The organism is Enterobacter cloacae complex sp. 2024EL-00227 (assembly GCF_043945315.1).
In the GTDB taxonomy this organism is placed as follows: domain Bacteria; phylum Pseudomonadota; class Gammaproteobacteria; order Enterobacterales; family Enterobacteriaceae; genus Enterobacter; species Enterobacter roggenkampii.
Genome location: NZ_JBIMQP010000001.1, coordinates 528,543 through 549,735, shown reverse-complemented (window position 1 = coordinate 549,735; position 21,193 = coordinate 528,543). Strand labels below are relative to the sequence as shown.

Here is a 21,193-nt window from a genome sequence, read left to right as displayed (position 1 = left end):
TTATTTTCCGATAGCAAACCAGCGAAGTGTCATTGCATAGCCTGGATTCAGGGTAAATGTGCTCGTGTTAATTGCGCATGCGTTCACTCTAAATTGTGTCGGGCTAATAATGCTTGCGGCTCCATACGCAAGCGTACCATCGAGTGGGTTGTCATGTGTTACGACTATCTGGTAGCCAGTTGAGGGAAATGCTATAGGGAATACTCCAATAGTAGTTCCTGAGGGTGAAGAGTTAAGGCCGATAGTACCCCACTGGATCAATTTCCCATTTGGGAAATATTGATATCCGCTACTAGCACTGGTTCCTGCAAAAAATGACATGTCGGGGATTTGACCAGAACCGGTACCTACGTTCCTTTCTGCTGCTGTTCCGAGACTGGCAATTGTTGCGTAGTTATCGAAAATATAGCTCAACGTGCCAGCAGTCATCATGTTGGCAGCAATGTCGTTTACAGACCACGCGCGAGCCAGCGTGCCCTCCTGGGCTCTCACAATCGTAAGCGTGTCTCCTGTTCTGGCGGTGACATGCACGATCTCGCTTATCTGACCTGTTGCAGCATCAATCAACGTTAACTTGAAGAAACTGGTACCGGAAACTGGCGCAGGGAAAAGAGCACCAGTACCAGTATTCAGCGTCATGGTTGTTGCGGACGCGCTTATCCCGGCAGCCAGAACGCTTTGGGCGTTATTAGCAGCCAACAGTAAAAGTGCCATTATTCCTCCGGGATGGTATTATCTGCCGCTATTGGTTGCTGGCAGTGTTATGATTGCTGAATCTTATAAACAGGAGTTCTCTATGATTAATTTATCTGTAGCCTTTTTCCGCACAATCCTCTCTGGAGTTGCAACGCTAACTATTTTTCTTTCTGCATTTCTTATCACTCTTGCTATTCAAATGTGGGCGCAGGAAGGAGTCCCGCCACTTGAGAACATCAAGTTTGTTGTGATGTTGTTTTTTGTAGTTATTATGCTTTTGACAATTTCTTTATGCCTGAAAATATTCCTGGATATGGTAGTTAGCAGCAGGAATTATAAAATTCTAATCAAAGGAAACTCTTCAGTCCACCAATGAATCGCTAGCCAACTATTGTGACTGAAACGGGTTGATAAAAAGGCATGTGGAGCAGGCCGCTATCAAAGGCCTGCTTGAATAATTCTGCATATTCATATTTCGTACTCTTTATCACGCCGCTAGTTTTCTGATTGAAAACTCTGTTGTTAAATCCAAATGAATTGTAAAGGGAAGAGTTAGTAAGTCGTCGGTATCCTTTGATTATAGAGATGCTGGCGCCAGAACCAGAGAATAAAACTGAAACACTCCATCGCTGATCATTAACAACATCCATGCCATCAATGCCCGTCAGGAATCGGATTATGCGACGCTTCAGCCATGGGATTGTGAAGTAATATCCGTCACCTTTATAGAAATTCCATGTCATTATGCGCTTGAAAAGATCGTCTGACACAACAACCTGCTCTGACTGGTTGACTACCTTTCTTCCGTTAAAAGGCAACTGATTAAACATTACGGCATTGAATGGGCCAAATGTGCTCTGCTTTCCGCTAACCAGCACTGGTGGCTTCACGCCGTATATCCCTCTGGCTGTCCATTTCAGCTGATCACCAACATTATAACCACCGACAAAAATCGGCAGATTAGCGTTAATCATCCATGAATAAATTTCCTGAGCCATGGCGTTATATGCGCTGACGAATGCCTGGAGGTCATCATCGTCTTTATACTGCGTATACAAGTATGATTTAATGATATCTTCAAGCATGTTATATCCCGTCGACAATCACCCCATTTGAGGCTATATACCAGTAACTGTATGGGTCACCGCTGATGATATTTGTCCCGGCGTCCACGTCTGTGATAATGCCATTCACAGTAACAATAACGTTCAAGGTTGAGATCAGGCTCATGTCCAGCGTACCGTTAATGGCCTGAAGGAAAACATCCTTGACGTTGTTGATGTTCATCGGCTTGCCAGCGAATATCCCGTTTACGTAGTTGATTACAGGTTGAGACACCAGTGAGGCGATAGTCGCATCCGTGAGATAATTCACGCTCTCTGTTGCCCATTCAAATTTTATCGTTACCAGCTGCTGCAGCGGAATTACAAAAGGAATAAGGTAGTCATCAGGCCAGTCGTTGATCGTTACAACGTTATTCCTCAGGTTCGGAGTTACAATTCCGCCGCCTGTCCATGCCCCTGAGGCAGTGGTATTTATGCCAATAGAGAAAGTGTGGGGGCTCAGTACGGTAATGGTAAGGTCAACGTTATTGACGCCACTCATCCCTGTTACGCCGGCGATACGAATCACCTGGCCTGAGCTGAAACCATGAGTGATGTCAGTCGTGACAACCCCAGGGTTCGCATTGGTGATCCCGGTGACATTCAGGTCTGCTCCCTTGAGCCTGCTGATATCGCCAGCTGACTTATAAATTGCCCCGGCCATTTCATAGATATCACCGCCACCGCACATCACAATCCATGCATTACCGCTCTGAACTACGGAAACAAGACGAGCCTGAACATCACTCAGGTCGGTTAACTTCTGGCGGATAAAGCCAGGATATCCCTGCACAGTCGACATCTGAGCTTCCCAGACGCGCTCGCGAAACTCGAAGTTAGTTTCAGGCGCTCCACCAGGGGTGCCGGCAACCGGGTTGGTGCAGGTCAGGGCAATGTCAGACGGCAGACTGGTGAGGATCTGGTTAACAGAACCGACCGGAACGGCCCACGAACCGGTGTTTGTCGCAACAGCTGTTACCATCGAGCTGACGCCTGAAGACAGGACCACTGTCGCATCAGCGATCTGGTAGGTATAAGTGCCGTCGCTGACCAGAAACCCCTGCGGTATGACGAATCCTGCTGGACCGCTAAACGTCACAGGAACGGTAGTCGATCCCTCCGTTTTTTGTGCGCTAATTCCTGCCTGCTGCGCCAGGAGGTTCAGCATGTACATATTCGCTTTCAGCGGGCCAACAGAGTTTATGAGGTCGACGCGGATCTGATCAGCAATAAGCAGCGCGCCAACGTCGGTACCGACGATATCCTCAATCAGCGATCCAGGAAGGTCCGTAGTGATGCCCGGTGATAACTCAGTGGCTCTGGAAACTAAATCTGCGCGCAGTTCTTCGGATGTTTTCGGCACGGGCCCGACTGCGTCATAGCTAACGGACAAATCACTCATACGTTCACCGTTGTGATAATTTTAGAACCGGCGTTAGTTATCGCCGAAATGTTGTATACGGGCGGGTCATCACTTACCATGGCTATCTGCAGCGATGAAAAATACTGGCTAAATTGCCTTTGAAGCCTGTCGACATAGTAGGTAGGCAGCACCTGCTGAATGACCGAGCTCTGAGCCGGGATTCCGTTGTTTGCAAAAAACGGCGACTCCTGCGGCGCCAGCTTCAGATTCTGGATCAGCGTCGTAAGATAGATGGAGTCGTTAAAGCCATTTTCATCCGGCACCACCAGCACCCACTTGCCGCCCGCTTCTCTTCCGTAGGTTCTCATTGCGTGATATTCCCGTTGAAAGTCGTGATTGGGGCTCCGGTGTTTGAACCGCCATTACCGTTTGAATGCTGATGAGCATTCAACCATGCAACCAGGGCGGCCCAACCGGTATGCATAATCGCCGGGCTGGTACTGGCGGTTGAGTCCTGCAGATTCCCGGTCTCTCCGGTGATGCTCCACATTCCCTGCGTAAGAGTTAGCACCGTGCTGCCGACAGTGACCTTGAACTGGTCCACGGCAGCGATTGTTACGCTGTCAGGCGTCAGCAGAAACGTCGTGTTGCTACCCTGATCCCGAATGGTCACTCCCTCAGGCCCGTAAATGGTGACAACGTTCCCGTCGACGGCCTCCCATTCGGTGTTGCTTATCGGCAGGTATACCAGGGCGCTAAGGTTGGCGGGGGGGGTTAGGTCGGCGATACCACCGCCCTGCCCGCTGACGCCGCCAAGATAGGTGTCTGCAGGAATAACAATCCCTTTATCTCCTGGCTGCATCGGATATCGAATGTACTGCGGCCCGAAGAGTGGGATCGTGACATTAGGGAAAACGTATGGCGTGTCATGTAGCTCGAAAGCTACCGTGACCATATTTCCTTTCTGCTCAACAATGCTGGCAGGCAGTATTTTCCCGGCCGCCTGAAACGCCTCATTAAATTTCTGCTCCGCGAACCGGTTCATGTTCCGGCCGAAATTAAGCTTCTGGTCAACACTCATTTTGTCTTAACCGCCTCCGCCGGGTATGCCTCAATCACCGTGATCCACGCCTCTGCTGTCGGCTGCCTGCTGTTACCCAGCAACCTCACCGACTGAACGACAAATTCGCCGTTAAACGCTGAGTCATCGCGAAACTGCGAGTAAGAGGATGCCTGAATCATCGGCCTGGCCTTTTCCGGCATCAGGATGTGATCGCCGGTCTGAAGGTCAGCTCGCATAACGCAGATGACGCTGACGACACCAAAGCTGATCCACGTTGGCTGACCTATCAGGTCATTGAAATTTATCTGGACAGGGTTTTTGCTCCTTTCCGTCGCGCTGGTTTTTGAACCCTGATCCGGGTGGTTGGCGTAGTCGTTATCCCACACCCGGATTTCGTTGCCATTGACCACGGCAATTTCCACCCCCGTATAGCCGGGGTCTTTGATGCGGGATAGCGAAAACGCCCTCAGGTTTTTTGCCAGCTCAGTGAGGGAGCCGCAAAACATGGGGCGATCGTAATTCAGCGTCAGCCTGTCGCTGATGCTTATGTTCGGTGTAAATCCCCCCATCGTCATGACACATTGTGTCAGCGCAACGGAGAGTTTCTGCCCCATAGACCATGGCATGGTCACCTGAAGAGGCACCATCTGCCCGCGGGCCGTGGTGTTAACAGGGCCCGCAACAATGATGAAGTCAAGCCGTAGCTCTGTGCCCTGCCAGTTGCCGAACACCTGGAAAATGGTCCCCTCTATGGCAAGCTTTTTGTCCCACACTCCCGCTAGCGGCAACCCCTTCGACATTCCGGCAAAGATCTGAATTCGCTTACCGTATAGGTTCTGTCTGGCCTGCTGCATATCTTTAGGGCCGATGCCCCACACAGTGAGATGGGTTTCCCCTGCTGGCGTTGATTCACCAAAGCGCATGATGTCGAATTCGACCATCAGCGCGCCTGGGTTATAGACTCCGTTCTTCAGGCTGGAATATTGCTGAATTAAGGTGTCGCCATCAAAAATGTTAATTTCGTAATAGCGCATCAGCTCGTTACCTCAATCTGCCCGTTTTTTTCACGCCAGATCATGGTCGTCGATGTGAACACCCCATTCAGGAGGTTTATTCCACCTGATGATGTCGACCCAACAACGGCAGTATTCAGCACCGGGTTGCCGGCGCTGTTGGTGATCAGCAAATACCAGCGCTGCGCGGCGATGTTCCATTTCATCTGGCAGGTGTATACCGTCCCGTCGAGAACCGGCGAGAACGTCATGCTCTTCCTCTCAAGCCCGGTAAACGGGTAATTGACGGTGCTCATATGCCAAATACCCCCTGCAGCTTGCCGATCACGCCCGTTATCGCCTCTGTAACCGAACCGCCAAGCGATGTGTTACCCAGTGCACTGACAGTGTTTGTCCATGCGCTGCTGTTGTTCTGGTCACCACCATCAATTTTGCTGAGGAAGCTGTTTACTGCCTGATCAGCTGCAGTTTCGCTAATCAGCGGCTGCTCGAAATCCCAGAGCCAGGACCGCTGCGGAAGCGGATCATTACCGGTTGAGCTGTCCTTAACAGTTTTCAGGATGCAGTTGTTGTAGATGATTGACGGCGTGGCCACGATGTAAGTCCCGCCCAGGTTGGCATGCGCCTGAAGCACCGCCTGCAGCGCGCTCAGCGTTACCAGCTTGGTCATGGCGCCGGTATTCTCGTTCACTGGCGCATCCATCATCAGGCTGACCCTCAGCGGCTGTGCAAGAAGCGCGTTAGCTGCGACAGTCTGGTTAGCGAACGGATAGCGAGCGATGTCATAGTCAACCATCGTTGCGCCCTGAACTGGCCGCCAGTGACAGAAATATTTGTCCAGATCGGTAAGGCTGATTGCCCCGCCGATCAGCCCGGTTACAAAGCTGGCGCTCTGGGTTAATGCCACTATTGGCAGCATGCCGCCGGGGATAGCCTCCGCAACTCCATTGCAGAGGATAACAGGGGATATTTCGAAGCCAAGCCGGTAGAGTTCGCGAGTAAATGCCATTATCCAGTCACTCCAAGCTGTGATGATGAAACGATGGCATTGCCGCCTGTGTTGTTGAATATCTGGATAACCGCGCCCTCGCTAACCCGGTTTCCGGCCCCCTCTTTCGTGGACATAGCGGAGATGAGTTTTGCCAGAATTGCAGGGTCGTTGAGGTTCAGCCTGTCGTTAGCGCCAAGCCCGGTCGTTTTAACGACATGCCGGATGTACTCCGCTGTGTCGTTCTCGTTCGACGGCGCCCATTTTTTCGCTATTTCGCTGACTGTGTTGATGCCGCGGGTGCCATAAATTTGCAGCTGTTTCGCCGATGCCAGCACGCCCTCATCGAGAGTAGGAAAGACAGCAAATTTCCCGCTCTTCGTGTTGTGCGTACCGTACCCCTCAGCCCAGCGCAGATTGGTCGGGTTATTGAACCTGTCAGCGATCGTCCGTCCTTTAGCGGAGACATCCGCAGGAGTTGGGTCGACAGGTTTAACATCGCCACTGGAGAAGAATCTCTTAACGCCCTTCAGCCATCCCCACACCCGCGGGTCATCTTCTGAACCCGGCGTGTAAGTCTGTCCAGTCTTCGGGTCCGTGACCTTCTTGTCGCTCAGTATTGAGGATCCGGAAGTCACATCCGATACTGAGATGTCGGTTTTACCCACAACCCAGTCGTAAACCTTCCCGATGAGCGCCCCAAGCTTTTCAATGCCAGCCATGAAGCTGTCAACGTCCTTGGTGAACTCTGGCGATGCCAGGTAATTCCCGAAGCGCTCAATACCGCCCGCCAGCCCGTCAATCCATTTACCCAACTCTGGAGACTGCAGCACAGTATCAATGGCACCAGCCAGCGCGTCAGAAAGCTTGCTCAGTTGCGGTGTGAGCGGTCCAAGCCCGCGCACAAACGTGTTACGGATGCTCTGTCCGCTGTAATCCAACTGGACGTTGAAGTCCTGCCACTGCCGCGCCTGCTGATCGGTGATCTGCAGTAACTTCGCATCCTTCTGCGCCCGGCGCTCCATCGCATCGATTTCTTCATCGCTCATATTTTTAAAGCGATTCAGGTCGTCAAGGCTGAAAAAGTTCGTCAGGCCATAGGCGTTGGCCCCCTGCAGGGTGCTGCCGTTTTTGACAAAAATGTCACGCGCATTGCGAATCAGCTGCGGCAGGAGTTTCGCCGGGTCCTGGTCGGGGTTATTGATCCCGAGAGCCTGAAACTGCCAGCGCTTTGACAGATCCATCTGGCTGTCTCGGATGGCCCCCAGCGTCCCTGTCGGGTTGCCTAGTGCTTTCTGGTAGTTAATGGCTGTGGAGTCCAGCGCGCCGATGCTCGTCCCGATCCCGAGAGAGGTGAAACGCTGGGATCCGGTTGTGGCCGCCAGGCGGTTAAGCCCGAAGAGACCGCCGACGCCAAGCACGCCAGTGAACAGGCCGACGATACCACCCCATGACAGCAGGCTTGTGGTTGCATCCCTTATGTGCCCGGCCAGCGATTTCGCGTCCTTCGTGGCGTCACTCAAAAACCCCTTTGATGAGCGAGTTTTCTTGTTGAAGTCTTCCTGACTCTTGTTGGCCCTGTCCAGACTGTCGGTAAGCCGCTCAAGGCCGCTGTTTATCGACAGAATCGCGCTTGCCCCCTCAGAAAAGGCTTTAGCCAGTAGGTCGCCCTCTGTTTTCGCTTTCGCCGTCTCTTTGGTGGCATCAGTGGCGCCATGCGCCAGCCCGCGCCATGCTTCAGGAAGTCCCTCAAGTGCAGCCTGATATTCTTTGAACTTCTCCATAAACGCGACAAACTTGTCGTCATTTACGTCAATATCGACAATAGACTTAGCCACCATTGAAGGAACCCCTGTCTTTTAGCGCGGAAATAATGTAACGCTGGCGGTACTGCGCCGGGCTGGCGAACTCTTCGCCGGTAATTTCCCTGATCACCCGCCAGAAACCCTCGTTAGACGCCCAGTCTAGGAGGGTATGTATGACGTTTCCGGCTGGGCACTCTGGGTCTGGGTATCGGTAGGCTGATTCGACGTCAGCAACGAATCGCGGAACGCCGTAACGCTCGATGATACGAGTTGCCCACCGAACATGCCGATCACTGAGCCCACCGTCGGGGCGATCAGGTGAGCTTTCTGAATGGCAGAGGAAACCATAAAAAAAACCACCTCACCTTCAACTTCGCGGTATTCGTCAGGAGAGATAATCCCCTGCTTCATCGCGACTTCGAAAGATGTGGTTTTCCATGTACCGCCGTCATTCCACACCACTGAAGTAAGGCGCTGGATTTCGTCTACGATGGTTGGAGCCTGCTGGGCCTGCTGGGCCTGCTGGTTAGCCTCTTCCCTCAACTCCTGCTCGCGCTGAAGCTTTTTACGGAGCATCATCGCGGCAACGCGCGCCGCGCCAAGGCCGCCGACCTGTGAGATGAAGTTGGTAAAGAGGTTGCCCAGCAGCAGGCAATGCTCCTCCACCACCTCATACGGGAACGGGGTCACATGCAGGTACACGATTGACCCGTCTTCCCGGGTGATGTTTGTTACCAGGTTGAGCTTTTTGTCTATTTTCACAATCAGACCCACATGTTGTCGTTAGCCAGGATGTAGCCGCTGATGGTAACCACGTACCCGGCATCCATACCGGTAAACGGCAGTTCGTTGAAGTTCACCAGATAAGCGTTAAGCACGGTGAAATTGCTCAGCGTGTTCGCGTCCGGGGTGATTACAACCTCGCCCAGTGCCGTATCGGTGGCGAAGCGGTTTTTGTAGCTGTCACTCAGGCCCTGGGTGCGCAGCAGATGGACGGTGACGGTCACCTGCTGATATGGCGCCTGGCTACCTACGGTGCCGGTCAGCGTCGGGATAATGTCCGTCGCAGGGCCATCAGGACGCATGCTGATGGCGTCCTTGCCAAGATAAGAGGCGGTGATGTTCAGCGCTGGCACGTCAGTTACCGACACCGCGCCGCGTACACGATTGAGGAATCCCTGCGGTACTAATGGGTTTGCCATTTTTTTACGCCCCTACAAAGTTGGTTACGTTCACGTTAAACGTGATGGATTCGAAGCCGCGGCGCGGCGTCATTACGGCGCTCAGGCCGTTATACTTGCCATCGGCGTAATCGGACGGATTCAGGCTGGTGTAATTCGCGAACGGCACGGCGTTAATCACCGCGTTCCCGGCATACGTGCCTTTCTCGTACTCGGTATTGAAATCCTGCTGCGTCAGTCCGGTACCAATTACACGCCCCAGGATCAGGCCGTAACTGATACCGTTGCGCAGCGTCTTCAGCGCGCGGCGTTGCAGGCGGTCTATGCCGTTCTGCTCGTAGTACAGCGGGTTAACCGTGGTGTTTGAACCGTTGATGATTTCGTTGGCCAGATCGAGCTCGAGGTTGATTGCAGTCCACGCCACTGAATACCAGTAGTTGAACGGATTGCCGTCCAGCATGTGGCCAGCCACCAGCATTTTGTTGCTCAGCCCACCTTCCGCGGCGGTGCCGACGTAGTTGATGCTGTTGTCCTGGAGCTGCTTCAGCAGCGTGCCATTTCCTTCTACAGGGTATTCTGTAACCCCGTAACCAAAGCGGTACGCCATTGGCGGCACCATGTTTGATGAGCCAGGATCGTTTGCCAGAGATGACTGGAACGGGAACGCCATGGAAAACTCACCAGCCGGGATGTTTGTCGACTCCACACCTGCAAACACAGATTTGTTTTTGGTGGCGACCCAGGCCGAATAGGTGGCGATCGTGGTGGTAACGAAGAAATAAACCAGTGACGCCGGGCTGGTATACAGACCTGTCAGGGTTTTAAACGTCGTTTCTCCATCCCATTCGCGCGGCACCAGGTACGAGAAGAATTTCTGGTAGGTGTTGCCCAGAGAGATATCCTCATCGATGAAGTCGGCCAGAGCAGCAACAGCAGCAGCAACAGACACGTCGCCCAGTTCCAGCACATAGACCGCGCGGGTGGTGCCCTGGGACCAGAACGTGGTGTTCATCTCGATGATTTCGTTTGCCGCTACGGTTTTCACCGTACCCATAACTGTTGCCGTTCCTGGGTCTGTAGCCAACGGATAAGTGAAGGCGGTAGAAGTGGTCACAGTGGCGGTTACGGCGCGGTTATAAGCTGCTGGAGTAACACCAGAGACAACCAGCGGGATAGTGTTGCCAACGTTCCAGCCATGCGCCTCTGACAGCGTCACTGTCACAACGCCGGTAGCCCACGCGATTGATGCGATAGTTTTGCCCGGGGATGTGATTGCTTTGAGATCGTCCTTGGTAGTGAGGAGTTGATATTCTCCTGCCGCCAGGGTCGTTCCGCCCATGGAGATCATCGCGCCGGATTTAAGCAGCTGAGAGGGCTTCGGTGGATTGGTCACCGATACGTTAATGTTAACAATTGCCATTTATTTATTTCTCCGGGTAAATGGACGGAATCGCTGACGTGATCAGCCTGCGCGCGACATTCCGCATGCGCTGCTGGTAATAGTTGACTTTGAACTTGATGGTTTTTCTCATGGCGATGATGTTCAGCTCGTTCTGCGTGACGCGCTCGTCCTGAACGACCGGGATATTCATCACGCCCATTTCCGCGTCATCGCCGAGCGTGTACTGCTGTACGTACCTCAGGAAATCTTCAACTCCGGCATTGCGCAGGCCAGTGATGGAGATCGTCACATCCTCGGAAACCAGCTGATACTGGTTCTGCTGCTCATCGAGGTAAAAGCTCCCGGCAATCGGCGCGGTGTTGCTGCACTTCACCGTTGCATACGGCGGAGACAGGTTCTGCGTCGACAGCATGGCCGGGAACATTGGCATGTACTGGCTCAGCGTCAGCCATACCGGCAATGAACTCGAAACCACCACATCAGCCAGATCGATGTCATCTGCAGAGTTGATGATCTGCGAACGCATGTAGGGGAAGATTGCCTCCCCTGTGTAGTGGTAGAGGTTGGCCGGTTCGTTCAGCCCGGTGCGCCGGGAGAAGGAAAACTGAAGGCCAAAGAACTCGCCGATATACAGGACATCAGATCCGATATCGTTGAACGGGTCGATGTCCGCCTGCGCGGTAAACGTTACGACGTTCCGGTCGTATAACTGCTCATCGTCCTGAATGGTTTCGGTCGTCAGGTGCAGATAGCCCTTAACGTCAACTGTATCCGGCTCGCTGCTGGGGTCGTCTGACAGAACAGAGGCTTTCACCCAGAAGACGAAACCATCGAGGGGCAGCACCTTGCGGATATACTTCGTGAACGTGACCACCTGAAAGCGGCTCAGGTCATCAAGACCCTGCGTCAGCGTGGCGTTAAGCTCTGTTTTTGCAGTCTGCTGCAACTCACTCAGGGAAGGCATTCAGCACCCCGCTTACCCAGGCGCGCATCGCGGCCTGATAGGTTCCGGTATCAATGAATGACGGACGCGGTGGCCCTTTTTTGTTTTTGAATCGCTTGGATATACCCTCCAGCGCGCGGCGCGTAGGCACGCCCGGCAATCCGTTCATTTCGGTGTTGTCGAGGAAGGCGACAAACAGGTCATGGATCCGGGACATCGACTCTGCCAGAGGGTCTTTGGCTGGCGGCGCGCCGGCCATCATGTTTTCAAGCGACGCGGCCATGTCATTCGCCATCAGGTCAGCGATGTCTTTGCTGTACCTGTCGAAAAACGTCTGCATGATCTGGTACTTTTCCTCCAGATACTCGGCGACGTCTCCGGTCGTGGTGTTTTCGTCCTCATACGGGACATCAATCACCCCCAGGTGGAAGGTGATCATGACAGCCCCCACAGGCTGCCGAACTGCTGGGCAATCATCAGGTACCGGCGCCCCCACGGGTCCTGCAACATCTGCAGGTCAGCCAGCGACAGGTCTTTGAAGAAGTCCGGAACCAGGCGCTGAGCGCTGGTTGAGTTATCCCCGACGCCAGTAATTACGCCAGCCTTGAAATTATTCAGGCCATACTCTTTCCTGAACTCGGCGAATACCGATTCGGTACCGTAGTTGACAAGGAAAGACGCGCCCAGGTTGTACACGGCAACGGTGTACAGATTCGGCGTGACGCACGCGATATCAGGGTTTACCCACTCAACCGCGCCGCCATACGCTAGGGTGAAAGACGGCGAGTCGTCGGGAACCTGCGCGGCGGTCACGCCCATGTCAGTTCGAACGAATTCGATAAATCCCGACAGGCTCGTTGTCATTTTTTCTTGCTCCCGGATTTTTCAGTCACGATTGTTTCGTTAACCGTTGGGGTGTCTTCGCTGTCTTCGCGGCCTTTCGCTTGCTCAGCGCTGACTTCCATCTCGCCGGAATAGCCGGTACCGCTTTCGCGCAGAGAGCTGTCCAAAGCCGCTACGGATGCCTGGCGGCGGCCGTGGGCGCCACGGGTCAGGTGAATATCGTTATCGCGGATTGCTTTTTCGATTACCGACGCTGATACAGGCTTGTTCAGGCTGTAGCACAGGCCGACAAACGCCTGGCTCTGGTCGATTTTTGTCGAGTCAACCAGACCATAAACCTGATGGTGCTGCACCACCGCTTCAATCTCTTCAGTTGTGCCATCCAGTACCATCATCTGGTCGCCGTGGTTAATCGGGATCTGAATAAGGCGGCCGGTCTCGAGCTTGCGATAGGCGAAAATCTGGCGCTGCTTGGTGGTGTTAGCGATATAGAGTTTCATTGGTTACCCTCGTAAAAAAGCCCCTGCTGAGTTTCCCCGGCAGAGGCTTAACCACTTCAAAGAATGGATCAGGCGCTGTACGCCATGGACAGGATGGTGATTGCTTCCGGACGAACTGCCCAGCCTGCGGTAGAACGCATTTCGGACAGAACATCGATGGCACCACCAGCGATCGGCGTCGGAATCTCACGCGGCGCGGCCATGTCGGTAAACATCAGCGCGTTCGCGGCAAGAGACGGAGTCAACTTGGCGAATTCGTTAGTGTTCACAGTCGAGTTGACCATTGGCACTTCGACCTCAGGGATGGTGATTACCACCGCGTCTGTACCACCAGCGCCTGCGCCGATCAGAGTGTCGTCATACACCCAGTCAACCTGGACGTTTGCGCCTTTCAGCACTTCTTTCACCGTGCCGCCGACGGTGTCAGTACCACCACCAGGACGCTGATAAGAAGTCAGCTGAACGATCTGCTGAATCTCCATGGCGCCGAGGACGCGCTGCGGCCCCAGGATAACGACGCGCTGCTGGCGGCCCAGCTGCATGGTGCGGGTCAGTGCGGCCTGTACGTGTCCCAGCAGATATACCGCCATCTGGCCGTGGTCATAGGTCAGCACAGTGGTGTTGCCGTTGCTGTCCGGAGGCAGAGACTCAGTAGTCGCGCCAGCGGTGTTCAGCAGGCCTTCACCGCCAGCAGGGTTCATTCCGTACAGCAGAGCAGAACGCAGCTGCTGGAAAATGCCCTGACGCATGCCCAGGCGCTGAGCTTCCGGCAGTGCAAAGTTCCAGTTACCGGCAGCAGCCATGTCATGGTGATCGTAGATACCACGGCAGCGGAACAGATAGGTTGGGGTGGAAATCATCTTCGCATCCAGCGCCACGCTCGGCAGCTGGTTACCGTTACCGGACTGGCTGGAAGTGGTCTGGGTGCGAATGTCCAGACGGCGCATGTAGACGTACTGATCGCCTACGCCGAGACGGACTTGCGGGTTACCGCTGGCGATGGTTTCAAACGCACCTGACGCCTGCTGGTAACCAATGATCATCTCCGGCGCGATGTACGACGGATTGACGATGGTGTAGCTGGGGGTAATTGCAGCCATTTAATTCAGCTCCCGATTAAAGTAAGACCAGCGCGCAGCTGTCGGTGTTGTTCCAGGTCAGGAAACCAGTCGCGCTGTCATAGCTGACAGTCTTGGAGTTGCCTGATTCGATGGCGAGCACTTTTACCGGCAGCGTGATGTCGGAAAGCGTAACTGCGCCGATGGTGCCCTGCGTTGTTGCAGCGCCGCCTGGTGCAGTTGCCGGGGCATAGGTGAAGGTCGTTGAGCTCGGAACAGACAGCACGACCACAGTGCCGTTGTACGCCGCAGGAACAACGCCGCTGATTTTCACGTACTGACCAGCAGTCAGGCCATGAGCTGAATCGGTTACCGCTGTCGCCACACCATTGGCATAGGTCACTGCAGTTGTCGCAATATCAGAACCGGTGAAACCGGCCGCCGCCGCGGTGGTGATCTGGTTGTTCACAAAATCCCAGGCCAGCGGCGTTTTAACCGACGCGCCGGAAGTGCCCAGCGCAACAACCTGTGCAGAGGCTTTCAGCGGCACGCGCATGTTAGAGCCCAGGCGATAGTACGAAACGCTCATGCCTGATGCGTACAGCGGGACCGGTGACTGAGGAGTGGTCAGACCGTTATGAGCCTGATTGAAGACGGTGAAGCCTTCCAGCTCGGCAACAGACACAGCGCGACGGATATAAGAACCGCGAGGGCTTGAGCTGGTGCCAGGCAGAAGCTCGGCAACCGGCAGGCCGCCCCACAGGGGTTTGGTTTCCGTTGCCGCCACGGTGCCCGCCGCCAGGTTAAAGCGGTTGGCCGGGTCATCGAGCGCCACGCCCTGAATATAACCGTCGGACTGCACACCGAAGGAGCCCAGCGCGTTCGTGGTTGCCATCGGGTTAAGAGATAAAGTAGCCATGCTTGAGAGCTCCCGTTAAGCCTGGTTGTTGAAACTGGTGACCTGACGCTTGCCGGACTGGAACGGAGCCCAGGTGGCAGCAGGATCGCCTTCGAAGGTGCTGATCTGGCGACCGGTCGCATCAGCGCGTTTAATTTCGCGCAGCATGCCAGGGCCAACAGACAGGCTTGCTGATTTCTGCGCGTCGGCGTAGATGGTCTTTTCGGCCACGCTCAGCAGGGCTGAGTCAGCGATAGAGGACAGGTCGACGGATTTGAAGTCAGGAGAATGCTCCTGCAACTGGATCATCAGGCGGCGGCGATATGCCAGCGGCTTTTCACCAGACAGCGGCACCGGAGCGCGCTTGCCGAAGCAGGAGAACACGCTATCGGCCTTCACCTGTGCGTCGGCGACTTCGTTGCGCTCTTCATCGCTCAACTCGGTTGGGATGCGGGAGCGCAGGTCGGCGATCTCCTGGCGCAGCTGAGAGTCAGCCTTTTCTTTCTGCATGCGTTCAGCCTCTTCCGCGTCGGCCTTCTCTTTGGCGTCGGCGTCTGCTTTTTCTTTGGCAGCCTTTTCTTCAGCTTCAGCTGCATCCGCTTTTTCTTTTTCCTCAGCGTCAGCTTTCTCTTTAGCTTCGCGCTCTTCTGCGTCAGCTTTTTCTTTCGCGTCGGAGTCGGCCTTTTCTTTCTGCATGTCTGCCAAGCACTCACGCATTAGGGCCTTCAATTCCTCTTTGTCCATCTTTTCAGCCTCGTTTGGAATGGAATCAGATTTAACACCAGTAGGGGCAAGGAGCTTGTCCCATACGCCCTGTTCACAAATTGCAACGTGGTCGAGCAATACCGGGGAACCTTCCACCAATAGAGGCTGACCGTCGATTTTGATGATTGAGTCCTGCGCTTCGCTGTACGTGACGGTTGGCGAGGTACTCAACTGTTGTGTCGCCATAATTTCGGCGGCTTCAGCGTCGTACACCCGGGCAATAGCCCAGACTTCGCCATTATCTGCAACCCAACTGTTCGTCAGGGTGCCGATAACACGCTTCGCAAATTCATCGCTATCGAGCTTGTTTTTCTCCGGGTGCAGCCAGATAAGCGGTACACCGGCAACTCGCTGGAGAAACTCTGGGGTGAGATAGTCGTCCGGGTTACGGAAGGCCATCTGTTGATCTGCAGAGCGCCAGGTAACCCCTGTTCCGGTTACCCGGATGGCGAACATCCACATGTTGATAAAGAATTGCGGGCTGCTTAGCGTCCCGTCAGCGATTAGCGCGGCCACTTCGGTTTCATTGAGCGCCTGCTGCGCCAGCATCTCAGCGAAGGGCTGATGAAGCGGCTTGGGCAGATCGTCAATGTGGAACCATCCGGCGGCCAGCGATTCGTCGTTAAGCTTCGCCTCGAACCTCTCCGGCACCTCAGCGCGAAACGTCAGATAATCGCCGTATACGCTGTGTGGAGTGAGCGGGCCATCGTACTGATAGCCCACCTCTTCCAGCACCTCGCGGCGCGCGGCATCAATGGGCAGCTCGCCCGGCTCTACCGTTCCGCCAGGCTGGCACCATGTGCCATCATCCGAGCGCTGGATCAGGAAGACGAACTTACCCTGACGGAACATTATCCCGCTGCCAAAAATAGCCACGTTTTAACGCTCCTATGCTGCTTTCTTCATCGACTCCATGAACTTCTGCCCCTTCTGGGTCAGCATGTATTCTGGAATGCTTCGGATGTTGTAGATGTAGGTCACGTAGCACTGGCAAAAAACCTCTTCGCCAGGCTGGGTGATTTCGTCGAGGTAACCGGCAGGCCCGGATTTCACGTACCCGTTTTTTTGCGCCCAGTTTCCGCGGATCAGGTAATAAAGCTGATCGCGTTCCTTGTGGTCCTCGCGGAAGTCATAACCCGGCCGCCGCCAGTGGCTGTGCCATATCGCTGCAATCGCGTTATTGCTCGTTGCGATCACGTTGTCGATGTTGGCTATCAGCTTATGGTTCTGGTCGATCATCACCCGGCGCGCTTCATAGTCCACCTTCTCTGCGGCCTTCTGAATGTGCGCTGCCGTCTCCCGCATCGTTCCCTGAATGCCGGTCAGCGCAATGCTGTCGGCTGAAGGGATGCTGCTGGCCCAGCCGCTAAACCGTGACAACGTGGTGTCGATGGCTTTTTGGCGGTTGAGCTGGATTAGGTCGGCGCTGGCGAGGATCCGCCTGTCGAGCTCCGTCCTCAGCTTCGGCTCAAGGTAGTTGAGCGTGAACCGGGATATGCCATGATGGCGCTTCAGCGCGCCAGCGCGGCCCACCTGCATGTCGTATGCCTTCGTCAGGTTGCGGGTGACCATCGCCATGTAGTCATCGGCTGTTTCGCTTTCGGCGGCCTGGCGGATAATCGCCTGCCAGCGTTCCAGCTCTTCCCGGGACGAGTAGCCGTTGCGGAGAAAGAACTTCACCGCATCTCTCACTGTTCTGGTGAAAGTGTTCATAGCATCATCCCGCCGCCAGGCTCTTCAGCTTTCGGCGGCTCCGGCGGTGGGTTATCTTTCAGCGAGTCGTAATCAAGGTTAAGCCGCTGAGGGAATAGGCTCTCGTTGGCATTGGCGTTTTCGCACGCCCACTCGATCAGCGTCGCGCGGTTTTCCGGATCCGCCGTGAGCTGCGGAAGCACCGTTTCCAGCATGCTGACGATAGCCTTAAAGCGTATCTCGTCGACCTTCACCTTCTCGCTTTCCGGCTCTTTCAGGGAGGACGGCCAGCGATATTCGAAGTTGTTTATCCAGCTCGAGAAATACAGGCTGTAGGTGTTTTTCAGCTCCGGGAAGTCAGCACGTAGCGACTGGAAGAATTCAATGCTCCAGGCGCGGTACTGGCATACGCGGATGAAGAACGCGTAAAGCGGGTCAAGCCACTCGCGGATGTTGTCGATGTACACCGCCACGGCGCGGGCATCTTCCGTGCCTTCACCGAAGCCCTGGGCGAACGTCTCGGAGTTGAGGATGATCGCTGGCATGTCGGCGGCGGCGGCCGTGTTCTCCAGAATATGCTTACGTGCGGAGTCGAGAGGCTTTTCCAGGTTGCTCAGGTCGATTGACTCGATGTTGTCGAGTTCGCCGATCTGCAGGACTTCCCCTGTTTTCCCGCGCTTAAGCATCATGCGCTTGATGCCGCTGAGCTTCTGCATCATGTTGTTGACGACGGAGCTTGGCCCCTTGATTTTCGTCACCAGCAGGCCGCCTTTCACCGCAACCATGTCGTCTGTGCGCATGGTCTGGATGAAAGACTTCAGCGGGTAGAGCGCGCGCTGGTATACGCTGCGCCCGGTAAAGCCGAACGCCGCCGGGTTGTAGGCAAGGTAAATCGGATCCTCGTTCTGCACGACGACACAGCGTGATTTGTGATACGGCTTGCCCGCCACCCGAATGCCGTCGACTTTCTGGAAGTCCTGGGCGTTCGGGTCCTGATTCAATACGATGCTGCCCGCGGTGTTAAGCGGGTCCAGGATGTTAAAGCTGACGTTGTGCTTGTACAGCGTGCGGTAATCCAGCGATTCATTCGGTTCCTGGTTATCCACCAGCATTGCGATCGCTGATACGCCATAAATTCGGGCGATGCGCGCGGCGTTGGCGATGTGCTGGTTAGCGCCCATCGCTTTCCATTCGCGTTCGAACGCGTCGCGCAGGCGCTGCTCAAGACCATAGGACTGGGCAACATGCACGGTGCGCGGCTCGTTCATCGCCATTTTAATCGGGCGATCGACCATCTTACCGCCCAGTGGGTGGTAGAGGTAAACCGTTTTGCAGGTCTGATAGCCAGCCGTGGAGCCGGGCTGGATGTCGTCGCTGTCCAGCAATGCCATCAACTCTGAGTGAGAGCAGCTGCCGATTTCGAAATCGTCTTCGTTCATTGGTTCTCTCGTCAGATTGCGTCGCCGCTGCCGAAGGCGATGATCAGCCCGTAGGTGTAATCATCGAGCAGGTCATCGGCGCGCTTATGCGCTTTCTTGTCGGCAAGGTGGAATCGGGAAACCTGCTTATGCAGATGGTTTGCTGTCTCGCCCTTGAAGACGGCTGTCTTCTCGTAGGCGTGTCGGGATATTTTTGCCAGGCCGCGGTAGTGGTAACCGGAGGCCATAATGGCGCGCTCGTCCTTTCCTTTGCTGGTCAGGGCGGACTCTATTTTGTTGACCGGCCATCCCAGGCTTTCGCCTTTCTGCAGGAGGATGCTGCCCATGCCGGCGTCTTCGATGAACACGCCCAGGCTGCCGTTAATGGCAACACACTGCCCGGAAAGCTCGTTGAGCCGGTCGAATACCGACGGCATCCACGTTTCCAGCAGCGCGCCGTCAATCTGCACCACATCCCAGTCGAGAATGGTGAGTCGCTGAATCCCGGGCCGGGTGTCGACGGCGTAATACACCACCGCCGTACCGTCATGCTCAGAGCCACCTTTGACGGCGGTATCCATGACAGCGAAGACGGCCTGGCACATCTCAGGGTAATCAACAGGCTGATCCTGATTCTCACCCTCGAACCATTTGCGGACGTCGAACAGCGAAGCGGCGGACCAGTCTACAAACTCGGCCAGAAACTCCTGGCGGAACACGCGCGGGTCGTTGTTGGCCTTCTCCTTCTCCAGTTCTTCCGGCGGAACGAACGGGTTGGAAGATGTCGGCGCGTGATGCTCAATAAAGCCAAGGCTTTTATCGTGGCAGATGGCGTAGAAGAAGTTCTCTTCGTCCACCCCGTCCGGCGTTGAAAACACGTAGGCCCGGCCTTTCGTCGTCAGCAGCGTTGGCTTAATCGACTTCGGCCAGATCTCCCTCAGCATCTCCGGCGACTTGGTAAACGCCGCCTCGTCTATCAGGATGATTTCGTACTCACGTCCACGGCCAGCGAGTTTGTTGTCATTGGTGACCCAGAAGTCGATCTTCCCGCCATTTTTCAGCAGCAGGCGCTTCTCCTGACGGCTAAAGCTTTTCTTCAGCGGCAGCAGGATTTCTTCGAGCTTGTCGTAGATCTCCTGATACTGGCGATACTCCGCAGTGAAGATACCGACGCGGCCGCCGAGCTCAATGTCCATGCCCGGGCGCTTAAACGGCGCTGTAGCGTAGGTCACGGCAGCGCTGGACAGCATGAAGGTCTTACCCCAGCGGCGGCCACACCGGACCGCATGCAGCTGACCTTCCCAGGAATCGGACCAGACCTTTAACTGCCCGTCATGCAGCGTCGGGAGGTAAATGTCGGCCATATCATCTTCCAGGTATCTGCAGGGTGTTGTGTACGACGATCGCGTTATCTTTGTCGCCGTCTCTCAGGGCACTAATTTCGTGACGTAGTTTCTCGTTCTGCAACTCGAGACGCTCTACATCGAGCAGCGATTGACGCTCGCTTGTATTCCGCAAGAGGATTAGTCGGGACAGCTCTTTTCGAGCGCTGTCTTTGTCAGCAGTCAGGATTTCAATACCGAATTTGCCAAGCTTCACACCCTGCAGCAAATAGCGAGCATCACCTTCCAGATCCCGTGTATCGGCAAAGAATGGCTCTCCCACACCTTCGCCATTACAGCGCGGGCATTCTGGGTTTGGGTCGCCGTTATCGACAAATCCAATACCTCCCGATGTATCCGGGGGATGCGCACCGTCAGCCTCAGCTTTGCGCTCAGCGACAAGTTGCTCGGCAATATCCCGCCACTGATATTTGTGCTCGCTCCCCCAGCAGTACCGGCAGTTAACACGTCGATACTGAGCTATCTCGTTAGGGTCCGCGTTGATGATTGCTGTCAGCTGCCCGATCACATCATCAAGCTCTGCTGCGTATCGTCTCTGTCGCTCATTGCGCAGGTGATGCACATAGCGTGAAACCTTAGGGTTTCTGAGGAGCTGGCTGGCTGTCACATAGGCAGCATTTCCCGTACCCGTATAACCGGCCAGGCGATATGCCTCGACGCGAGTTTTCCCTTCGACGACATGCTGCGCAAATATCATCTGTTGGTCAGAAAGTCCGAAATCATCTGGTGCTGACAACGGAGCAACTGAGCGCTCTTGTGCAGTTTTTTTTTGCACTTCAGGCTCTGGCTTTACGGTCTCTTTCTCGCCCTTTCCCTTTTGCGAATTCGCATTTTTTTTCGCAGCTTCTTTCTGCGATTTCGCACCATACGAGGTTACCTTGATGTAGCGTTTCGCAGATGCGTAATTCAGTCCCTGAGCCTGGCACCAGTCTTTGGGGGAAATACCTGTTCTGGCATGCTCGGCGAGGAACTGGTCTTGCAGTGCTCCCCAGTCCGGTTTTGCCATAATACTTACCTCACGTTGACATTATCGAAGCCCCTCAGTGAAGGGCTCCTGTA

Annotated in this window: 24 protein-coding genes; 1 reads left to right on the top strand and 23 read right to left on the bottom strand. The window is 54.8% G+C overall.

What is annotated here, in order from left to right; genetic code table 11:
• Complete coding sequence (locus tag ACHH0Z_RS02600; RefSeq protein ID WP_239519683.1) at positions 1 to 639, bottom strand: hypothetical protein; 639 nt, start codon at positions 637 to 639, stop codon at positions 1 to 3.
• Between ACHH0Z_RS02600 and ACHH0Z_RS02595 the strand changes: the two genes are divergently transcribed.
• A complete protein-coding gene (locus tag ACHH0Z_RS02595) occupies positions 638 to 1,072 on the top strand; it encodes a hypothetical protein (protein WP_145974675.1) in 435 nt (144 codons plus the stop codon). The two genes, ACHH0Z_RS02600 and ACHH0Z_RS02595, sit on opposite strands and share 2 nt — an antisense overlap.
• Before the next feature lie 4 nt (positions 1,073 to 1,076).
• Here the strand turns inward: ACHH0Z_RS02595 and ACHH0Z_RS02590 are convergent, their stop codons facing one another.
• The 22 genes from ACHH0Z_RS02590 to ACHH0Z_RS02485 form a co-directional block, all read right to left on the bottom strand.
• Entirely contained in the window at positions 1,077 to 1,781 is a 705-nt protein-coding gene (locus tag ACHH0Z_RS02590; protein ID WP_045407415.1) for a hypothetical protein, read from the bottom strand.
• A 1-nt stretch (position 1,782) separates the two neighbouring features.
• The gene (locus ACHH0Z_RS02585; RefSeq protein ID WP_045407418.1) at positions 1,783 to 3,201 is read right to left on the bottom strand and encodes a ubiquitin-activating E1 FCCH domain-containing protein; all 1,419 of its coding nucleotides are present in this window, start codon (positions 3,199 to 3,201) and stop codon (positions 1,783 to 1,785) included.
• Positions 3,198 to 3,530, bottom strand: coding sequence for a hypothetical protein (locus tag ACHH0Z_RS02580; RefSeq protein WP_045407421.1), 333 nt, complete (start codon positions 3,528 to 3,530; stop codon positions 3,198 to 3,200). Before ACHH0Z_RS02580 ends, ACHH0Z_RS02585 begins: the two co-directional genes overlap by 4 nt.
• Positions 3,527 to 4,243 carry a hypothetical protein gene (locus ACHH0Z_RS02575; RefSeq protein ID WP_045407424.1) on the bottom strand — a complete coding sequence of 239 codons (717 nt, stop codon included), beginning with the start codon at positions 4,241 to 4,243 and terminating at the stop codon, positions 3,527 to 3,529. The genes ACHH0Z_RS02580 and ACHH0Z_RS02575 overlap by 4 nt, the downstream gene beginning before the upstream one ends.
• A complete protein-coding gene (locus ACHH0Z_RS02570; RefSeq protein ID WP_045407426.1) occupies positions 4,240 to 5,259 on the bottom strand; it encodes a hypothetical protein in 1,020 nt (339 codons plus the stop codon). Before ACHH0Z_RS02570 ends, ACHH0Z_RS02575 begins: the two co-directional genes overlap by 4 nt.
• Complete coding sequence (locus ACHH0Z_RS02565; protein ID WP_032656038.1) at positions 5,259 to 5,534, bottom strand: phage baseplate plug protein; 276 nt, start codon at positions 5,532 to 5,534, stop codon at positions 5,259 to 5,261. The genes ACHH0Z_RS02570 and ACHH0Z_RS02565 overlap by 1 nt, the downstream gene beginning before the upstream one ends.
• On the bottom strand, positions 5,531 to 6,247 hold the full coding sequence (locus ACHH0Z_RS02560) for a hypothetical protein (RefSeq protein WP_045407429.1): 717 nt from the start codon (positions 6,245 to 6,247) through the stop codon (positions 5,531 to 5,533). Before ACHH0Z_RS02560 ends, ACHH0Z_RS02565 begins: the two co-directional genes overlap by 4 nt.
• Positions 6,247 to 8,067, bottom strand: a complete 1,821-nt coding sequence (locus ACHH0Z_RS02555) for a hypothetical protein (RefSeq protein WP_045407434.1) — start codon at positions 8,065 to 8,067, stop codon at positions 6,247 to 6,249. Before ACHH0Z_RS02555 ends, ACHH0Z_RS02560 begins: the two co-directional genes overlap by 1 nt.
• 123 nt (positions 8,068 to 8,190) lie before the next feature.
• Entirely contained in the window at positions 8,191 to 8,793 is a 603-nt protein-coding gene (locus ACHH0Z_RS02550) for a hypothetical protein (RefSeq protein ID WP_045407740.1), read from the bottom strand.
• Between the two features lie 2 nt (positions 8,794 to 8,795).
• Complete coding sequence (locus tag ACHH0Z_RS02545) at positions 8,796 to 9,233, bottom strand: hypothetical protein (RefSeq protein WP_023327272.1); 438 nt, start codon at positions 9,231 to 9,233, stop codon at positions 8,796 to 8,798.
• A 4-nt stretch (positions 9,234 to 9,237) separates the two neighbouring features.
• Complete coding sequence (locus tag ACHH0Z_RS02540; RefSeq protein ID WP_045407437.1) at positions 9,238 to 10,632, bottom strand: hypothetical protein; 1,395 nt, start codon at positions 10,630 to 10,632, stop codon at positions 9,238 to 9,240.
• A 4-nt stretch (positions 10,633 to 10,636) separates the two neighbouring features.
• Complete coding sequence (locus ACHH0Z_RS02535) at positions 10,637 to 11,578, bottom strand: hypothetical protein (RefSeq protein WP_045407439.1); 942 nt, start codon at positions 11,576 to 11,578, stop codon at positions 10,637 to 10,639.
• A complete protein-coding gene (locus tag ACHH0Z_RS02530; protein ID WP_045407444.1) occupies positions 11,562 to 11,996 on the bottom strand; it encodes a hypothetical protein in 435 nt (144 codons plus the stop codon). The genes ACHH0Z_RS02535 and ACHH0Z_RS02530 overlap by 17 nt, the downstream gene beginning before the upstream one ends.
• On the bottom strand, positions 11,993 to 12,421 hold the full coding sequence (locus ACHH0Z_RS02525; RefSeq protein ID WP_045407447.1) for a hypothetical protein: 429 nt from the start codon (positions 12,419 to 12,421) through the stop codon (positions 11,993 to 11,995). Before ACHH0Z_RS02525 ends, ACHH0Z_RS02530 begins: the two co-directional genes overlap by 4 nt.
• The gene (locus tag ACHH0Z_RS02520; protein ID WP_032656017.1) at positions 12,418 to 12,900 is read right to left on the bottom strand and encodes a hypothetical protein; all 483 of its coding nucleotides are present in this window, start codon (positions 12,898 to 12,900) and stop codon (positions 12,418 to 12,420) included. The genes ACHH0Z_RS02525 and ACHH0Z_RS02520 overlap by 4 nt, the downstream gene beginning before the upstream one ends.
• Positions 12,901 to 12,968: 68 nt before the next feature.
• Positions 12,969 to 14,000 (bottom strand): hypothetical protein, encoded by a 1,032-nt coding sequence (locus ACHH0Z_RS02515; protein ID WP_045407450.1) that lies wholly within the window; start codon positions 13,998 to 14,000, stop codon positions 12,969 to 12,971.
• 16 nt (positions 14,001 to 14,016) lie between these two features.
• Complete coding sequence (locus ACHH0Z_RS02510; protein WP_045407452.1) at positions 14,017 to 14,877, bottom strand: hypothetical protein; 861 nt, start codon at positions 14,875 to 14,877, stop codon at positions 14,017 to 14,019.
• 15 nt (positions 14,878 to 14,892) lie between these two features.
• Entirely contained in the window at positions 14,893 to 16,497 is a 1,605-nt protein-coding gene (locus tag ACHH0Z_RS02505) for an NUDIX domain-containing protein (protein ID WP_045407455.1), read from the bottom strand.
• Positions 16,498 to 16,509: 12 nt separating this feature from the next.
• A complete protein-coding gene (locus ACHH0Z_RS02500) occupies positions 16,510 to 17,334 on the bottom strand; it encodes a hypothetical protein (RefSeq protein ID WP_045407458.1) in 825 nt (274 codons plus the stop codon).
• Positions 17,331 to 18,752 (bottom strand): anti-CBASS protein Acb1 family protein, encoded by a 1,422-nt coding sequence (locus tag ACHH0Z_RS02495; protein ID WP_045407460.1) that lies wholly within the window; start codon positions 18,750 to 18,752, stop codon positions 17,331 to 17,333. Before ACHH0Z_RS02495 ends, ACHH0Z_RS02500 begins: the two co-directional genes overlap by 4 nt.
• 11 nt (positions 18,753 to 18,763) lie before the next feature.
• A complete protein-coding gene (locus tag ACHH0Z_RS02490) occupies positions 18,764 to 20,095 on the bottom strand; it encodes a terminase large subunit domain-containing protein (RefSeq protein WP_045407463.1) in 1,332 nt (443 codons plus the stop codon).
• Between the two features lies 1 nt (position 20,096).
• The gene (locus ACHH0Z_RS02485; RefSeq protein ID WP_045407464.1) at positions 20,097 to 21,140 is read right to left on the bottom strand and encodes a terminase small subunit; all 1,044 of its coding nucleotides are present in this window, start codon (positions 21,138 to 21,140) and stop codon (positions 20,097 to 20,099) included.
• Positions 21,141 to 21,193: the final 53 nt, after the last annotated feature.